This is a genomic window from Paenibacillus soyae (assembly GCF_024623455.1).
Lineage (GTDB): Bacteria > Bacillota > Bacilli > Paenibacillales > Paenibacillaceae > Pristimantibacillus > Pristimantibacillus soyae.
Map to the genome: position 1 here is coordinate 1 of NZ_JANIPJ010000020.1, position 16,687 is coordinate 16,687.

The following is a 16,687-nucleotide window of genomic DNA, read 5'->3' on the forward strand; positions in this document are numbered from 1 at the left end:
ATTTTCGGGTATAGTAGTCATTGAGTAGGGTCCTCCTCTTGGTGATCTCAGCAATCCCGAGGATACCCTACTTTTTTTTGTTTTGGAAAGGACCAAAACTTGGTACACAACTTACTGTACATCATCCAGGTCGGTGCGAATAAGCGTGCCAGAAACCTTTATTCGCTCGGAACAAGGCGGTTTGGAGCAAATAAGCGTGCCAGAAACGTCTATTCGCTCGGAACAAGGCATGTTAATTGGTCAGCCGCAAAAAAAAACACGTCCGCGGGCGCGCTGTGCCCTGCTGGACGCGGTTTCTTTTCGACGTTTAGTGAATATCTTTTTTCTTGAAGTTTCCGCCTTTTACCTCTGCCACATCGTACACCATAATAAAAGCGGATTCGTCGATCTCGAGAATAATTTCTTTCATTTTCCGTTCTTCCAATCGGTTAATGACGCAAGTGATTTCCTTGAAGTGCTCGTTCGTATAACCGCCTTGCACCACGCTGTATGTAGCGCCGCGGCCCAATCGCTCGCGAATCGTCTCGATCATCGCTTCGGGATGCTTGGTAATGATTTTGAACGTCTTGGCTCCGCTGAGGCCCTCTTCGACGATATGGATCACTTTGGAAGCGATGAAGTATGCAATACCCGACAAGATGGCTCCCTGCAAGCCGAATACGGAAGACACGACGATGAACACGAATACGTTCAGGAATAGAATCATATCGCTTGTTCCGAACGGCAGCTTGCGGGAAAGCAGAACCGCCAGCATATCAATTCCGTCGAGCGCGCCGCCATTACGCAAGGCGAGACCCATGCCAACGCCGATAATAATGCCGCCTACGACCGTGACGAGCAACGTATCGCCTTCGATAATCGTGGGAATATGGTGCATCACGATCGTCCCGATGGCCAGCGAGGCGATGCCGAGCACGGAGTAGATCGCGAAGCTTTTCCCGATTTGCTTGTATCCCAGATAGACGAACGGTATGTTAAGAATTCCGATTAGAAGGCCGAGCGGCAATCCGAACAACTGCGACCCTACGATGCTAAGACCCGTCACACCGCCGTCGGACACGCTGTTAGGAATAAGGACGGCTTCCAGACCGTAAGCCGTAATGAACGCGCCGATCACGACGGCGATCCCCCGGAGAATCATGTCCCAGGCTTCCGGCTGTTTGTGCTTTTTTTTCATGTAAAACCTCTTTTCTCCTTTTTTTCACCTCCATTATTATACATGAAAAGTCCGTTCGTCCATAACCGGATTCCAAACCGGAATTCCTCCTACCCCTTCAAGGGAATCACCATATTCCAGGTTTCGGTAGCATCCATGAACCCGTCCCGGCCATTCGACACGGCAGCGAATAAGTGGGTCGGCCGGCCATTCTGGAAGAGCAGGAAAGGCCGTTCCAAATTGCCAAGCGTCTGTACCGTGCCGTCGTCCCACGCCACCGTTCTGGAGTAGGCGAGCGGATTATCTTGCAGCCTCCACTCCTTCCCGTCCGCCGAGAGAGCATGGATGCCGCCATGCTTCTCGCCGCACAGATGGCCCTCCATATCCTTCGCGATCATGCCGTAGCCCTCCGGAGTTCTCCATATGAAGGGATCCTCGATATGGAAAGCGTCCGGCGGGAAGACCGGCATATCGCTGATTACCCGATACGGCCCCGCATAATGCTCCGCGTAAGCCGCGCCGATCGTCATGGGCCCATGCTGATAGCCTTCGTACCGCCTGGCTTTGTAGATGAGCAGCACGGAGCCGTCCGGATGGACGCACGGAGCCGGGTTCGACGTCAGGAAGCTGTCGAATCGCCCGGGACGAACAGGCAGGATCGGCTCATCCAATCTGTGCCATGGACCGAACACGCTGTCCGCCATCGCCAGACCCACCCGCTTGTTCGAGCGGGCGACGATGCACCGAGGGTCTTCCAATCCGAAGCTTCCGCCCGGCTCCGGGTCGCTTAGCGGATGAGTTGATCCCATGTAATAGAGCAAATATTTGTCCTTATGTTTGACGATATGAGGATTATGCGTGCTGCGTCCATCCCAATATTCCGCCCCTCTCGCCGGAAGCACCGTTTCACGGAACTCGTAGGGACCCTCGGGCGTATCCGAATCCGCCCGCACGATTTCCGAAGACACCATCCACCCCGGGTGCATGGGCAAACTCTTAGCCCAGCGCGAGGCGAACATGTGGAATCGGCCATCCTCGCCTTGCACGACCGAGCCGCACCACACCCAATACCCTTCCATTCGAAATCCTCCTTCACGAGGAGCCGGGAGCATTCGGTTATGCATATAAGGTCACCGCCTTTTTCCAATAAATAAGCATCCCAGTCAATAGGAAAGCCCGGGGGACTCGCTCGTCCTCCGGCCTCCCGTTTGCGTACCCTGTCCAAACTCGGTTAGAAAATATGCCCGCTCCATCCCCTGCTCTTCGCAAGAGCTTCGACGTAGTAATAATCGCCGTAGATCAGCGACACGTTCACGTTCGTATTCGCCGGCTTATGCCCGGTTGCTCCGAGCAGAATGCCTTCGTATTCCGGCTCGTCGAGCGTGCTGTAGTTCAGGGACAAGGAGCGAATGATGCGCGCCGCGGCCGAACGGTACAGCTCCGCCTCCTCCGGCGCCACCTGCGCGGAAATGTCGATCAGCCCGGACGCCGCGCAGCTGGCCGCCGACGTGTCCCGCGGCTCTCCGCTCAGGTCCGCCGCGGCGCGGAAATCCCAATGCGCCACGTCGTCGTCCGGCAGCGCGCTGAGAAAATAATGGGCCACCCGCTTGGCCGCGTTCAAGTATCGGGTTTCCCCCGTAAAGCGATATGCGCAGCTCATTCCATATAGCGCCCAAGCCTGCCCCCTTGACCAGGACGACTCCGGCGAGAAGCCTTGGCCGCCGTTATAGCGCTCGACCTCGCCCGTCTCCGGGTCGAACACGACGATATGGCGAACGGAGCCGTCCTCGCGGATGAACGTGCGCAGCACCATGTCCGCATGCGCCTTGGCGATATGCCGGAACCGGGGGTCCCCGCTCTCCTCGCTGGCCCAGAACAGAAGCGGCAGGTTCATCATCGTGTCGATAATCGACCAGCCGGTCTGGTCGCGGGGCCATGCCCGGAGGAACTGTCCCGCGATATTGTATCTCCCCGCCAAATAGTTGGCCGCGAACAGCCCCCGGCGCCGGGCGTCCGGATCGCCGGTCAGCTTGTAGCGGATGACGGACGTCGGGAGGAACTGGAACCCGACATCGTGATGGAAGTGGTTCTCCCGCAAGTAGCATTGCTCCATGCGCTCGTCCCAAGGCTCCGCCGCTTCGCGGTACTTGGCATCGCCGGTCATGTCGTACAGAATCCACAGCATGCCCGGCCAGAAGCCCGAGATCCACTGGTCCACCTTGATCTGGTCGTAGCGGCCCGCCGCCGAGGCATGAGGCGCCTCGGTCCAGCCCGCCAGCATCATATGATCGACCTTCGTTTGAACTTTATCCCACCAAGCCGACAGCTCGGATGCCGGAAGAGTTGCTTGTTGTTTGCCCACCTTGAGATCCACTCCTTCTTCAGCCTTTGATAGCCCCGATCAGGGCGCCTTTGACAAAATACTTCTGCAGGAACGGGTAGACCATGAGGATCGGAATCGTCGCCACCATGATCGTGGCGTATTTCAGCGTCTCCCCCAATATGACGATCTCGTCCTGGCCCGCGCCCTCCGCCATCGAATTCGCGTCGCCGATAATCAAGATTTCGCGAAGGATCAGCTGCAGCGGATACAAGGACCGATCCTGCAGGAAAATCATCGAGTTGAACCACGAGTTCCAGTGGCTTACCCCGTAATAGAGTCCGACCACCGCGAGCACCGGCTTGCATAAGGGCAAATAGATGCGGAACAAAATGCCGAAATCGTTCGCTCCGTCGATCTTGGCCGATTCTTCCAGCGCGTCCGGCACGGCCTCGAACGACGTTCGCATAATGATCAGATTAAACGCGCTTATGGCGGTAGGGACAATAAGCGCCCAGAGCGTATTCGTCATGCCGAGATCCCTGACCAGCAGGTAGAACGGAATGAGCCCGCCGCTGAAAAACATCGTAAAAACGATAAACAGCGTAATCGGACGCTTGAATTGAAGCGACTTGCGGGATAGCGAATAGGCGGCCAGAGAGGTAAGCAGCAGGTTGAGCGCCACTCCGACGATGACGATAAACAACGTGTTGCGGTAGCCGAGCAGAATCATCGGATTGCCGAACACCGCTTCGTACGTTTCGAGCGAGAAGCCCAGCGGCTTCCACAAGATGCCTTTGTGCGCCATCATGAGCGCCGGCTCGCTGAACGAAGCGAAGGCTACGTACAGCACCGGATACAGGGTCGCGATCATGAGCGCGGTCAGAACGATCGCGTTGCCCGCCCGGAATATTCGTTCGCTTAAGCTAGTTTTCATGCGTGCCTCCCTCTACCACAAGCTCGTATTATTCAGCCTGCGGCTCAGCCAATTGGAGCCGATGACAAGCGCGAAGTTAATGACGGAATTGAACAGTCCGACGGCGGAGCTGAAGCTGAACTGAAAATCCTGCAAACCGATCCGGTACACGTAGGACGAGATGACGTCCGCGGTCACATAGGTTGTCGGATTGTACAGCAGAATGATCTTCTCGAAGCCCACGCTCATGATTCTGCCGATATCCAGGATGAGCAGAATAACGATGACGGGCAGCAGACCGGGCAGCGTGACGTGAAGCATCTGCTTCCAGCGTCCGCCGCCGTCGATCTTGCAGGCTTCATACTGCTCGGGATCGATCGCGGACAGCGCGGCCAAATAGATGATGGTGCCCCAGCCGATATGCTGCCAGATGTTCGAAGAGACGAATATCGTCCGGAATAAGGACGGTTCGAGCAGCATCGTCATCCGCTCGCCGCCGAAGAAAGCGATGATATCGTTAATGACGCCGTCGCTGTTCGTGAAGTCCTTAAGAATGCCGCAAATAACCACGATCGAGATAAAATGCGGCAAATACGTAACCGTCTGCACCGCTCGCTTAAATAACGAATTTTTCACTTCGTTGAGCAGCAAGGCCAGCACAAGCGGGGCGGGAAACCCGAAGACAAGATCGTACAAGCTGATCATGAGCGTGTTCTTGAGAACTCTCCAGAAGTACATCCCGCCGAAAAAATCTTTGAAATGCTCGAGTCCGACCCACGCGCTACCGTGAATTCCGAGCCTGGGGTTAAACTCCTTGAACGCGATAATGGCGCCGTACATCGGAATGTATTGAAAAACAAGGAAATAGGCCAGCACCGGTGTCAGCATGACGTACAAATATTTGTTCCTGACGATATCCTTCAGAATTTGCGCCGGCAGATGTCCGGCATGCGGGAACGATCGATGTCCCGGCTTCGTTTGCGCCATCTTCTGCTCCTCCCTAGCCCATTCCGTCATCTATTGTTGTAACGATCCATGGCGCCTTGATAAATCGCGATGACATCGCGAACGCCCATCTCTTCCAGCTGCCTGACGAAGCCCTCGTACTTGTCGAGCGGCTCGCTGCCCATGACGAACTTGATGAACATCTCCTCCATGTACGTATTGACCGCGGTCATCGTCTGCGCGACCTTCTTGCTCTCGTCCACCGTAGGCGTTATGAACGCGGGCAAAATATGCTTCGCGGCGTCGGTCTCCGACCAAACCTTGACCGCCTCGTCTTGCTGCGGGAACGTATTGGTCGTCTTCATCTCGTGCATCGGGTAGGGACCGTTCGGAATGGTGTACTGCGACAGCATCTGCTGCGACGTATACTTCTCGTTCGCCATGATCGCGTCGGTGAACGTCGGAACTCCGTTCTCCAGCGTGTAGCTTTCGCCTTCGATGCCGAAGTTGTACAGCATGGCGCCTTGCTCTCCGTACGCGTAATCCAGCCACTTCGCGATCAGCTCCGGATTCTTGGCCGACGTCGTGATCGAGACGCTGGCTTTCGGGTTATATTTGAAGTCGCGCTGCCCGGTGAACGGTCTCTCTCCCGCATTTAATACGGGATAAGGAGCCGCCACGAGATCGAAGCCCGGCGTCTGCTCCTTGGCGGATTCGAGCCACTTGCCCATTCCTCCGCCCAGCAGGAACACCGTTGCGCCCGATTCGCCGTTCAGCATCCGTTTGTCCAGCGTGTCGCGTTCGACGATCGGGAAGTCCTTGTCGATCAGACCTTCCGAATACCACTGGCGGAACAAGGCAATAACCTCCTTGAACTGCGGGTCGAGCGGACCGTATCGAACCTTGCCCTCGTCGTCGATATAGAAGTCCTGCGAAGTGCGGTACGCGCCGTAGAACGCGTCCTGCAGGTTCATCTTATTGGCGTATTGCGCCGTCAATGGCGCCGCCGCGCCCTTCTTCTCCTTGAACGCGGTCAACACCGCGTGCCAGTCGTCCACGGTTACGGGCACCGCCAATCCCAGCTCATCGAGCCAGTCTTTGCGAAGCATCGGTCCCCGGAAGACGACCCCTTCCGTGTTGCGCAGCATCGGGAAGGCGTAGTATTGGCCGCTGTCCGTCTTCACCATCTTGTCAAGCTCCGGATCGGCCTCCAGCAGCTTCTTTAATTTCGGCGCGTGCTCCTCGATCAGGTCGTTAAGCGGGATGATCACGCCGTCGGCGATCGCTTTCTCCGGACCGCCGGGATAGCTGGTCCACGTATACTCCATCGCGTCAGGCAGCTTGCTGGAGGCAATCAGCAAATTGAATTGCTCCTCCAATTGCCCTTCGGACGGATGAACGTACTCGACCTTCACGCCGGTCGCTTCCGCGATCGCCTTGCCGATCGGCGCTTCCGCCAGATTGGTCGCGAACGTAACCAGATTGCCGTTGATCGGGCCCCAGTACGAGAACGTCTCTTTCGTGTCCAGCGGGTAGGTCGCCTCCGTCCCTTCGTTCTTCTGCCCTTCGCCGCCGGTTCCCGCATTGCCTGGATTTTGGGTAGGTTCCGCCGTATTGCCGTTTCCGTTTCCATTGCCGGTGCCTGCATTGTTGGAGCATGCGGCGAGGATAAGCGACAGCGTCAGGATGATTCCCGTCCCGAGCCTCAGCCATTCGAGCTTTCTTCCTTTTCGATTGTTTGCCATTGTGCCCCTCCGTTCGATTCGTCTGGTCCGGGCCCTCGTGAACCCGTTCTCATCGTAGCGCCGAATCGGCGCCGCCAGCCATTGTCAAAATGTAAAATCAGCCGCAATTCCTCGAAAAGGAGAGCGGTAAAAACGTGAATCCATCGTCTTTTCCGGAATAGAAAAGCCCGGAAGGCTACTTGATCTCTCTGTAGCGACCGGGCGTGACTCCTTCGAATTTTTTGAAGATGCGATGGAACGTGTTGACGTCGTTATAACCGACCTTAAGCGATATCTCGCCGACGGTGTACTTCTCGCCGGCAAGCAGCGATTTGGCCTCGGCAAGCCGCGTCTTGTTGATGTAATCCAGGAGAGACTCGCCCGTATGCTCCTTGAACAGCTTGGATATATAGGAAGGCGTCATGGAGAAGGCTTCTCCGATCATGGAGATGTTCAAATTCTCGTCCTGGTAATAATCATTGACGTATTTCATCACCTTGTCGACCAACGGGTTGCTGCTGAATTCGCGGTTCTCGTTGATGTAGGCGCATAGAAGTCCCAGCAGCTCGAAGAGCTGGCCGCGCATCTCGCCAACGGTCTGGCATTGCATCAGCTTCTCGATCGCGCGCACGCCGTCCGGCGCATCCGGTTTGTTCGCCGTACGCACTTCGCCGATTACCTTCTGCAGCGTTGCCATCAAATCGAACATGAGACATTTGGCGGTATGGAAGGAGAATGGCTCCGCCGTTACGTTCTTTCGGATCAGCTCCGAGGCGAACGCTTCGGCCTTCTCCAGCTGGCCCTCGCGCACGATGGCGATCAGCTGCTGCTCCGCGTTCAGCGGGTAGAAGTAGCCCGGGGCCGCCCCCTGCCCTTCGCTGCCGCCCAGATCCGCATAATGAATGACGCCGCCGCTCCCCGCCACGATTCGATACTCCATCGCTTCGGCCGCTTCATGGAACGCCTGGAAAATTCCGTATTCGCCTTCCTGCTGCGAGCTTGCCGCGGCCGTTAACTGCACGTGGGCATGATGGGAGATGAACGCCATGGTTTCCTCCGCGATCCGTTCCAACTGGTTCCGATGCTCCTTCGGCGTAACCGGGTTTTGATTGACAATGCAAGCAAGCAGAGATTGGTCCAGTTCCACTGCGTAAGCGCTTGCGGAATGCCGCGCAACCTCTTCCACCACGTTGGCGATCAGGAACAGCAACAATCTCCGGTTGCGCGCCCGCTCCCCGTCTTCCCCGTGAAACTTCCCGAAATGGTCGATGCGCAGCAAGACGACGGAATAGCCGCCGAACGGGAATCGAAGCTCGTGGGCCTCGAACGCATCGCGCAGCGGAACGTGGCTGTCCAGCTGGCCCTTAAGCAATCGTTGAAGGAAATGGGACCTCAGCGTGTTGTTATGTTCGTTCAGCTTGTAATGAAGCTTCTCTTTCTCGCGGAACGTGCTGTTCAGCGCGTTCGTCAAATAGGAATATTCGTTGGAGCCCTTGTCGAAAGGGACCCCCGCCTTGAACGACAGGCTTTGGATGAGCGCATGGATCGGCATGTAATTGCGCCGGAGCAGCCAGATCGTCACGCCGCCGCCGACGACAAGGCAGAGCAGGATGCTGGCAATCGTCAGCTGCTCGACCACGTTCATCTTCTGATGGTACACAGCCGCAGGCAGCGTCATCACGTACTTCCACCCGGTAATGGCTGAAGTCGTGTAGGAAGCCACGATGGAACCTCCATCGCCGTTAATCTCCAATTGGCCCGTTTCCCGGGGCATATCTCCGTACTTCACAATGGAGGGAGCCAGCGGATCACCCGTGGTCGCGATTAACCGGTTCCGTTCGTCGAGAATTTGAATCATGCCTTCATCCGGTACGGAAGCCTGCCCGAGAAGCTTGCTCTGATCGATCATGAACAGCAGGACGGCGCCCGGCTGTCCCGGGTTGGAAGGCAGGACCGACTGCGCGAACAAGACGGCCGGCCTCCACCCTTTGCCCTCGGGCACCACCGCCGATTGATAGCCCTTAATGTACGTCGGCTCGAAAAAATCCATGAACGCCTCGTACGTCATGTCCTCAGAGAATCGGAATTCCTCGTACAAGGAACGGCTGTCCATTCGATTATTTCGGGCGAGCACCGTATCGCTATTCAAATAATAGACATAGATTCGTTCGATAAAGTCGTTGGCGATTTCGTATACGCGAAGATCATTGGCGATTTGATACACCGCGTAGTGGTCCGAATCGGAAAGCGCGGAGCCGATCGTCATGAAATTCGATATGCGCCTATTGAGACCGACCTCGACGCTTAGGCTTTCGATCCCTTTGAATTGATTATCTATCGCTTGCTCCATCTGCAGAAGAATCGATTGATTCGCCCGGTTCATCTCGGTCTTCACGACGCTGAGCGTCGCTCCGTAGATCACTCCGCTGATGAGAATCGGCACGAGCAGGACGGAGAGATAGGACAGCAGCCAGGTCATGAATACGCTGCGATCCTTCGCGTTCTTCTTGAGATCGGTTGTCCATCGGCTTCGGATTTGCTCCATCGTTCTGCCCCCTTGCCCCTATTGAAGAAGTCATCGTCAAGAATACGGGTACTTGATTCGACGCACCGAGCGGCTTTTCCTTTATTCGCGATTCTCCTTACCATTATGTAGAACTCAGGACCGCTTTCCATAGTGTCAAAAAGCAAAACAACCATCGAAAACTTAAAATAATGCGGCTCTGTTTCGAAATTGCGGATCGAAAGTGCGCATTTTGGAGGCGGTTTTCGTTTTTGACGCTATCATGCGGCGAACGTTTTCTCTATAAAGGGGATAAGAGCGCAGCCGGCTGCAACGGAAACGCTTGAATAAGCCGGGCGCATGCGCTCCGGAGACGAGGAGGAATTGAATTGGCTCTGAGCAAGCTATTCGAAACTCGCAGGCGAAATCGGCTATTCGGCAAAGCCGTCCCTATCGCGCTGGCGGTAATGCTGGCGGCCGGCTCGGTCCCGGCGCCGCCGGCGGCGGACGCGTTGTCGGCAGCCACGGGAACGCCGGGAGGCGTGGACGCGTCGGCGCTGCGGCTATGGCTGAAGGCCGACGCGGATAACGTGGCGCTGGCGGGCGGGCAAGTGACGGCATGGCAGGATAGCAGCGTCCATGGTCATCGATTCGTGAATGACGGCAGCCTTCCGGCGATCGCCAGCCGGAACAAGCCCATGTATGAGGCCGCGCATCCGGAATTGAACCATCAGCCGGCGCTGAAGTTTGTCCGATCGGGCGCAGGCAGCATTCTTCAGGATGCGGATGGCATTTTCGAAGACGGCGAAGAGATCGGCCATGCTAGCGTTTATACGGTTACGGGCGGGCTAGCTTCAATCGACAATTCCATGATCTTCAGCCATTCGCTGGCAGGAGGCGCCTTCAGCGCGCATCTCCCCCATAAGAGCGGCTCGACCAGCGCCAGCCTGGGATCCGTTCTATGGGACTCCGGCAAGAAGTCGGATGGCACCGGCTATCAGCGGTTATCGGCGGGAGATCAGGTATTCTTGAATCAATACAACGTGTGGGGTCTTCATCACGATGCCGCTCCCGCGGATGCCGGCGCGTACCAATCCGCTACCCGCGACGGCCTAGTCATCGGACAATCGAATACGCCGATCCTTCCGTTCGTCGGCCAGGCCGGCGGAGCGATGTCGCTCGGCTCCGCCGTCTCGGGCGGCTCGGGCTATAACGGCTATATGAGCGAGATGATCGTCTTCACGGAAGCGCTGACGGACGTGCAGAAGCGCCAGGTCGATTCCTATCTGGCCATCAAATACGGCCTTGCCTTGCCGGAAGGGAGCTATCTGAGCGCGGGACCTGCCCCCGTGCCGGTCTGGGATGCCGAGGCCCATGCCGCCTATAGCCGTAACGTAGCCGGCATCGGCCGCGACGCGGCCGGCGCGCTGGATCAACGGCAGAGTCGCAGCAGCCTGGGAGGAGCGGACTCCGCGCAAGCGCTGATCGGAACGCCAGGCGGGGCGGAGCTCGCGGACGGCCAGTATTTATTATGGGGAGACGACGGCAACACGGGCCCTTCCCTCTCGTACGGCTCGGGGTACACGCGGATGAGCCGTACCTGGAAAGCGCAGAACACGGGCGGGATCGGGCCCGTGCAGATTGCCATTCCGCGCGGCGCGATTCCGCTTGGCGGCTTATTGCTGACAAGCGATGACGCCGATTTCTCGCATGCGGCAGAATATCCGTTGACGGAAGCCGTCATACGCGGAGAAACGTATTATGCAGCCGAAGCCGCGCTCGCGGACGGCAGCTACTTCACCTTCGCGGAGCAGCAGCCTCGGCTGCAGCTTTCCGACTTAACCCTGTGGGACGGAACGGAAGTCATTGCGCTTAACATGCCTTACGATGCCAATACGACGGATGGCTACGAGGCGGTTGTGCCGCAGACGACGGAATCCGTCCGGCTGAAAGCTCAGTCGGCCACACAGGACGCCGTAATCGATATCTATATCCGCCATTACGACAAGGAGCGGACGCTGTTGCCCGGTGGGGACGACATCCCGCTTGCGACAGGAGTGAACGAGTTGAGCATCGAGTTAAAGAACGAAGGCGACGACACGATTCGTAATACTTACAATCTGGATATCATCCGAAGGCTTCCCGTCGACGAGAGCGGCAAGCTCGAACTGCCGGCCGGCTCCGTGACGGCCAGCTCTTCGCAGCCGGGCACGGGCTATGTCCCGGCCAATGTCGTCGACGGCGTCTGGGGAGAAGACGCGGCTGGCATGGAGAGCCGCTGGTCGGCATCCGGACAAGGCCAGTGGCTTCAGTTCGACCTCGGCGAGCCGCTGAGCGTCACTTACTTGAAGCTCGCGTTCCTAAACGCCAGAGATCGACTGTCCAGCTATGAAATCCGGGCTTCGAACGATCCTTCGTTCGAAGAAAGCATTGTGGCGCTGCCAAGACGAAGCAGCCGGGCGCTCCAAGCGGAGGATTCCGTGCTGCAGCCGTATGTGCTCGACAACCCGGGTCCGGCGCGCTATTGGCGTCTCATCGGCTATGGCAACAGCGCCAGCGGCAGCTCCGGCAGCTGGAACAGCCTCATGGAGGCGCAGTTGTATGTCGGCGAGGCACCGGTCGTCCATGAGCCGGAGGAGCCGAACGGTCCGCCGGCGGCAGGCGATGTGGACGAAGACGATCTCCCCCCGCCCGTTCCGACAACCGTGCGGGTAAGCTCGGCGGAGCAGCTGCAGCAGGCGATAGACGACGCGGTACCCGGTACCGTAATCGAGGTTCAGAGCGGCACGTACGAGCAGGACGGACCGTTCGTCGTTCTGAACAAAACGGGCTCCGCGGCCTATCCCATCCGGATTACGGCAGCCGAGCAGGACGAAGCCGTCATTGCCGGCAACAGCTACTTCCATATCGAGAACTCGGCGTATGTAGAGGTGTCCGGCTTCTCCTTCCGAGGCGGCATCGGCACGCCGGAGGGGAACGAGACGCTGGTCCAGCGTGGATTGGAGCACCGGTCGCGGACCGGCGTGCACCCCGGCGTGCAATTGCAGAGCTCGAGCCACGTTTCGATCGTGCGCAACAGCTTCGCCCTGAACGAGACCGGTCAGCCGTACAGTTTCACGGCTCCTCTAGTCGGTACGGTGACCTGTCTGGTCGACGTTCCGGGGAGCTGCCGGATTGGCGCTCTCGACAGCGCCGGCGGCGACGCCTACGAGGGGCCGACCCCTTACGAGGACACGTCGCTGCTGACCAGCAACGGAACCCATCGCCATTACATCCGGGTCGAAGGAGAAAGCAGCCATAACCGACTAGCCTACAACGACATCGGCCCGAAAAAAGGGTTCGGCGCGGTCGTCATCTATGATGGGGCAGGACATACGGGGCAGAACATCTCGCAATACGACGTGATCGAATACAATCGCTTCCACGGCATCGGACCGCGAGTGACCAACGGCCTAGAGGCGATCCGCCTCGGATTATCCAGTCTGTCGCTGTCGTCCGGCTTCGTGACGATTCAATACAATCTGTTCGAAGGCGTGAACGGAGAAGACGAGATCATCTCGGTCAAGAGCAGCGACAACATCATCCGGTACAACACGATTCGGGGTAGCTACGGAGGCATCGTCGCCCGGCACGGGCACCGGAACAGCTTCTACGGCAACTTCTTCTTCGGCGATGGCGTTACGCCTGGCTTAAGCGGCTTCCGCATCTACGGCAACGATCACAAAATATACAACAACTACATGGAAGGATTGACCGACCGGATCATCCGGCTGGACGGCGGCACGCATGACGCGGGTCCTGACGGAAGCGCGAATCCGACGGTCCGCTGGGGAGCGCCGGAGCAGACGGCCGAGTTGAACAGTCTCCCGCCCGAAGCGAGGACGGAGCTTCTTCGCGGTCACTGGCGGCCGTACAACGTGCAAATCTTCAACAATACGATCGTGAACGTCGGCAACAATACGCCTGCGATCAGCCTGGGCGGCCGGACGTATCAGCCGGTAGGCACGAAAGTGTACAACAATTTGATCTTCAGCAACGCCGGCACGATCTTCTCCGAGACGAGTCCGGTCCAAAGCGCGCCGGCGCATGAACGTCCGGTCTACGCCGGTAATCTGATCGAAGGGACGGCTGTCCCGACCAACAATCTAGCGATAGCTGGAGGATTCGAGAAGACGGAATTAAAGCTGGTGCGAAGCGCCGACCGGCTGGTCCGGTTATCAGCCTTCAGTCCTGCCATCGACGCCGCCAAGGCTCCTTATGTCGCGACCGAGGACATGGACGGCCAGTTCCGGTTCGGCGGCTTCGACGTCGGCGCCGATGAATACAGCCCGGGCGCCCAAGTGGCCAGACTGCCGCTGACGGCTGCCGATGTCGGACCGAACGCGGGTCCTCGCCCGCCCGCCCCTGAAGGCGAGCCGGGACTTCGCAAGCTGGAGCTGAGAGCCGGCAGCGCGGAGCTTCCGATCGGCTTCCGGGAAGAAACGCCGCATTACGCGGTAACCCTTCCTTCCGGCGCGGCGAGTGTGACGGTCGTGCCGACCGCGCTTAGCGACGGCACGGTCATCGAAGTCAGCGTCGATGGCTATCGGCGCCAGACGGTGGAGAGCGGCCAAGCTAGCGAAGCGCTGCCGATCGATGCGGACGGGAGCTATATTCTCGTCGAGGCAAGGATGCCTTCCGGCAAACAGAAGACGTACTCGATCGAGGCGAAGCGGCACTCCCCCGGCGGCGGCTATGTGCCCGCACCGAGTCCGCCGAGTCCGCCTCCTCCCGTGGAGCCTTCCCCGCCTCCGACTCCTGCTCCCGTCCCAAGGCCGACGGAACAGCCGGAGTTCTCCGACACCGGGCGCCATTGGGGACGCAATCCTATCGCCGAGGCAGCCCGCCGCGGCTTCGCCGCAGGTTATCCTGACGGAAGCTTCCGGCCCGATGAGCCGGTAACGCGCTTGCAATTCGCGCTCATGCTGACACGCGCGAAGAAGCTGGGCTCCGCCGAGCCGACCGCCCTATTCGCGGATTCGAACGATATTCCGTCTTGGGCAGCCGGTCCGATCGCGGCTGCGGTGCAAGCGGGCATCCTGCAAGGGTACGAGGACGGCACGCTGCGGCCGAACGAAAGGGTGAATCGCGCCGAGATGATCGTCATGCTGCTGCGGGCCTATCCGCCGCCCGGCAACGAATCGGCTGCGCAGCCGCCTTTCGAAGACGGAACGGACATTCCCGACTGGGCGGAATCGGCCGTAGCCTCGGCTTGCGCCATGGGCATCATCGAAGGACGAGGCGATGGCCGTCTCGAGCCTGCCGCCTCGGCCACGAGAGCGGAAGCCGCGGCCTTGTTGATAAGAATGCTGGATCGTTAAGGAAAAACAAGTAAGCCGGTGCAGCCTTATCTAAAGCGATAAAGGCTGCATCGGCTTCATGCTTATATGGAGATTGAAACCACTAGGTATCGCCGGCCGCGCCAGCCTGCCGGCTTGGGCCGCCTCCAGCCATACGTTCCGCCAGCAGCCGGAACCGCGGGCGATTAAAGCGCTGTGCTACGATGATCGGCGCGTTGAACAGCACGGCATACAACACCATCAGCCACCCCGCCCAAGCAGGGTTCCAGAGGAAAAACAGCGGGGCCGGCGCCATCGACAGCCAATGCGTCAGCTCGGCCCGCCTCGATTCCCGGACGAAGAGGAGAAGGTCGGATTTGCCGGTGCCTGACAGCCTGCTCTTGTTATACCCCTTCTTCAGAATGAGCGTACCGTCCGGAATCCGATGCTTCCAGCTCTTCACTCGCAGAAGCCGCTGCCAAAGCCGGCCCGAGTCTTCCCAGCCGCGTATGCGATAGAGAAAGCTATCCTCCGCGAACAGGCGCGCGGGCAGCCTCAAGGCGAGAACGGACACCGCGAGGTGAATGACAAACCAGGCCGCGATATCCAGGAGCAGCGTTATCGTATGGGAAAGCTCGATGATCCGCATTCGCCCCCCCGCCTCCGTCACACTTGAATATCGCGGCCGCGCCATCGAACCGTGCGGCGAATGTTGACCAGGTAGAGCGACCAGCCGTGCAAGGCGCAAAAAAACAGCAGCAGCGCCGGATAAGCCAAAAAATACGCAAACCGGAAATTACCCGTTCGCCGCGCCAACCCGAACAACTGAAGCATATAAACGACACAGGCGACCGCGGCAGCCGCAATCGGGCCGGATAGCAGAATGGCTCCAACTAGCAAAGGAAGCGTCGACAAACCGGCGGCCATCCACGTCACGATCATCGCCATGACGAGGGGATGCGTCGATTGGGAAGCCGTCCCGAAGCTTTTCGTCCATCCTTCCGTCAGCTGCCTCAGCCCCTCCGGATACATGCGAAAATCGATGCAGCCCTTCCCGCCGAAGCAGCGGACCGGATGCCCGGCCCGCCTATATAGCACCCCGAGCGCCAGATCGTCCATGACCGCTTCCTTGACAGCAGCATGGCCGCCCGTGCCGAAGTAGACGTCTCTTCTCGTCAGGATGCAGGGTCCGAACGAGCCGGCCCCCGTCAGCCGGCCGCCGAGGACGGAGAACACGTTCATTCCGGCCATCACGACGATGTTGAACACCGCCGACAGATGCTCATAGCCGCGCTTTACCGAATGGTAGGGCTGGAACGACAGAATGCCGGCCTCCTGCGCCTCGCGCGCGAAGACGTCCGCCATTCGACGAAGGCTGTCCGCACGCACCAGTCGCGTATCGGCATCAAGGAAGAGCAGCCAATCGCCCGTCGCGGCCTTGGCCCCTTCCCAGCATGCGGCCGACTTCCCCGTCCAGCCTGCCCCGAGCTCCGCTTTCCGAACGACTGCGGCGCCGCAGCCTGCAGCGATCTCCGCCGTCCGGTCGACCGAATCGTCGTCCACCACGATAATTTCGGCCGGCTTCAGGCTCTGTATTCGAAGCGATTGCAGCAGCGGCAAGATTCTTCCCGCCTCGTTCCGCGCCGGAATAATGACGGAAATCCGGGGAACGTCTTCCCGTCCCAATCCGGCCTCCTTCTCCCCCGCGCGCGCAATTCTACATAACATAAGCCAGCCGCACGCGACGCCCAACGCCACGATAACGAAGCCCGCGCTCCATATCCAATTCGCCACGTCATCCCTCC

At 58.7% G+C, this 16,687-nt stretch carries 10 protein-coding genes; 1 reads left to right on the forward strand and 9 read right to left on the reverse strand.

Annotation, left to right across the window (positions count from 1 at the left end; translation table 11 throughout):
* Window positions 1-307 precede the first annotated feature (307 nt).
* The 7 genes from NQZ67_RS23165 to NQZ67_RS23195 form a co-directional block, all read right to left on the reverse strand.
* The gene (locus NQZ67_RS23165; RefSeq protein WP_371825351.1) at window positions 308-1,141 is read right to left on the reverse strand and encodes a YitT family protein; all 834 of its coding nucleotides are present in this window, start codon (window positions 1,139-1,141) and stop codon (window positions 308-310) included.
* Window positions 1,142-1,266: 125 nt separating this feature from the next.
* Window positions 1,267-2,235, reverse strand: a complete 969-nt coding sequence (locus NQZ67_RS23170) for a glycoside hydrolase family protein (protein ID WP_257450621.1) — start codon at window positions 2,233-2,235, stop codon at window positions 1,267-1,269.
* A 152-nt stretch (window positions 2,236-2,387) separates the two neighbouring features.
* Complete coding sequence (locus NQZ67_RS23175; protein ID WP_257450769.1) at window positions 2,388-3,440, reverse strand: glycoside hydrolase family 88 protein; 1,053 nt, start codon at window positions 3,438-3,440, stop codon at window positions 2,388-2,390.
* 97 nt (window positions 3,441-3,537) lie between these two features.
* Entirely contained in the window at window positions 3,538-4,413 is an 876-nt protein-coding gene (locus NQZ67_RS23180; RefSeq protein ID WP_257450623.1) for a carbohydrate ABC transporter permease, read from the reverse strand.
* A 12-nt stretch (window positions 4,414-4,425) separates the two neighbouring features.
* Window positions 4,426-5,379 carry an ABC transporter permease gene (locus tag NQZ67_RS23185; protein ID WP_257450625.1) on the reverse strand — a complete coding sequence of 318 codons (954 nt, stop codon included), beginning with the start codon at window positions 5,377-5,379 and terminating at the stop codon, window positions 4,426-4,428.
* Between the two features lie 26 nt (window positions 5,380-5,405).
* Window positions 5,406-7,082 carry an extracellular solute-binding protein gene (locus NQZ67_RS23190; protein WP_257450627.1) on the reverse strand — a complete coding sequence of 559 codons (1,677 nt, stop codon included), beginning with the start codon at window positions 7,080-7,082 and terminating at the stop codon, window positions 5,406-5,408.
* Between the two features lie 175 nt (window positions 7,083-7,257).
* The gene (locus NQZ67_RS23195; RefSeq protein ID WP_257450629.1) at window positions 7,258-9,606 is read right to left on the reverse strand and encodes an AraC family transcriptional regulator; all 2,349 of its coding nucleotides are present in this window, start codon (window positions 9,604-9,606) and stop codon (window positions 7,258-7,260) included.
* A 347-nt stretch (window positions 9,607-9,953) separates the two neighbouring features.
* Between NQZ67_RS23195 and NQZ67_RS23200 the strand changes: the two genes are divergently transcribed.
* Window positions 9,954-14,924: an S-layer homology domain-containing protein gene (locus NQZ67_RS23200; RefSeq protein ID WP_257450631.1), complete on the forward strand. Its 4,971-nt coding sequence runs from the start codon at window positions 9,954-9,956 to the stop codon at window positions 14,922-14,924.
* Window positions 14,925-15,006: 82 nt separating this feature from the next.
* Here NQZ67_RS23200 and NQZ67_RS23205 read toward each other — a convergent pair whose 3' ends face one another.
* Window positions 15,007-15,531, reverse strand: coding sequence for a glycosyl-4,4'-diaponeurosporenoate acyltransferase CrtO family protein (locus NQZ67_RS23205; RefSeq protein ID WP_257450634.1), 525 nt, complete (start codon window positions 15,529-15,531; stop codon window positions 15,007-15,009).
* 17 nt (window positions 15,532-15,548) lie between these two features.
* Window positions 15,549-16,676 (reverse strand): glycosyltransferase family 2 protein, encoded by a 1,128-nt coding sequence (locus NQZ67_RS23210; RefSeq protein ID WP_257450636.1) that lies wholly within the window; start codon window positions 16,674-16,676, stop codon window positions 15,549-15,551.
* Window positions 16,677-16,687 lie beyond the last annotated feature (11 nt).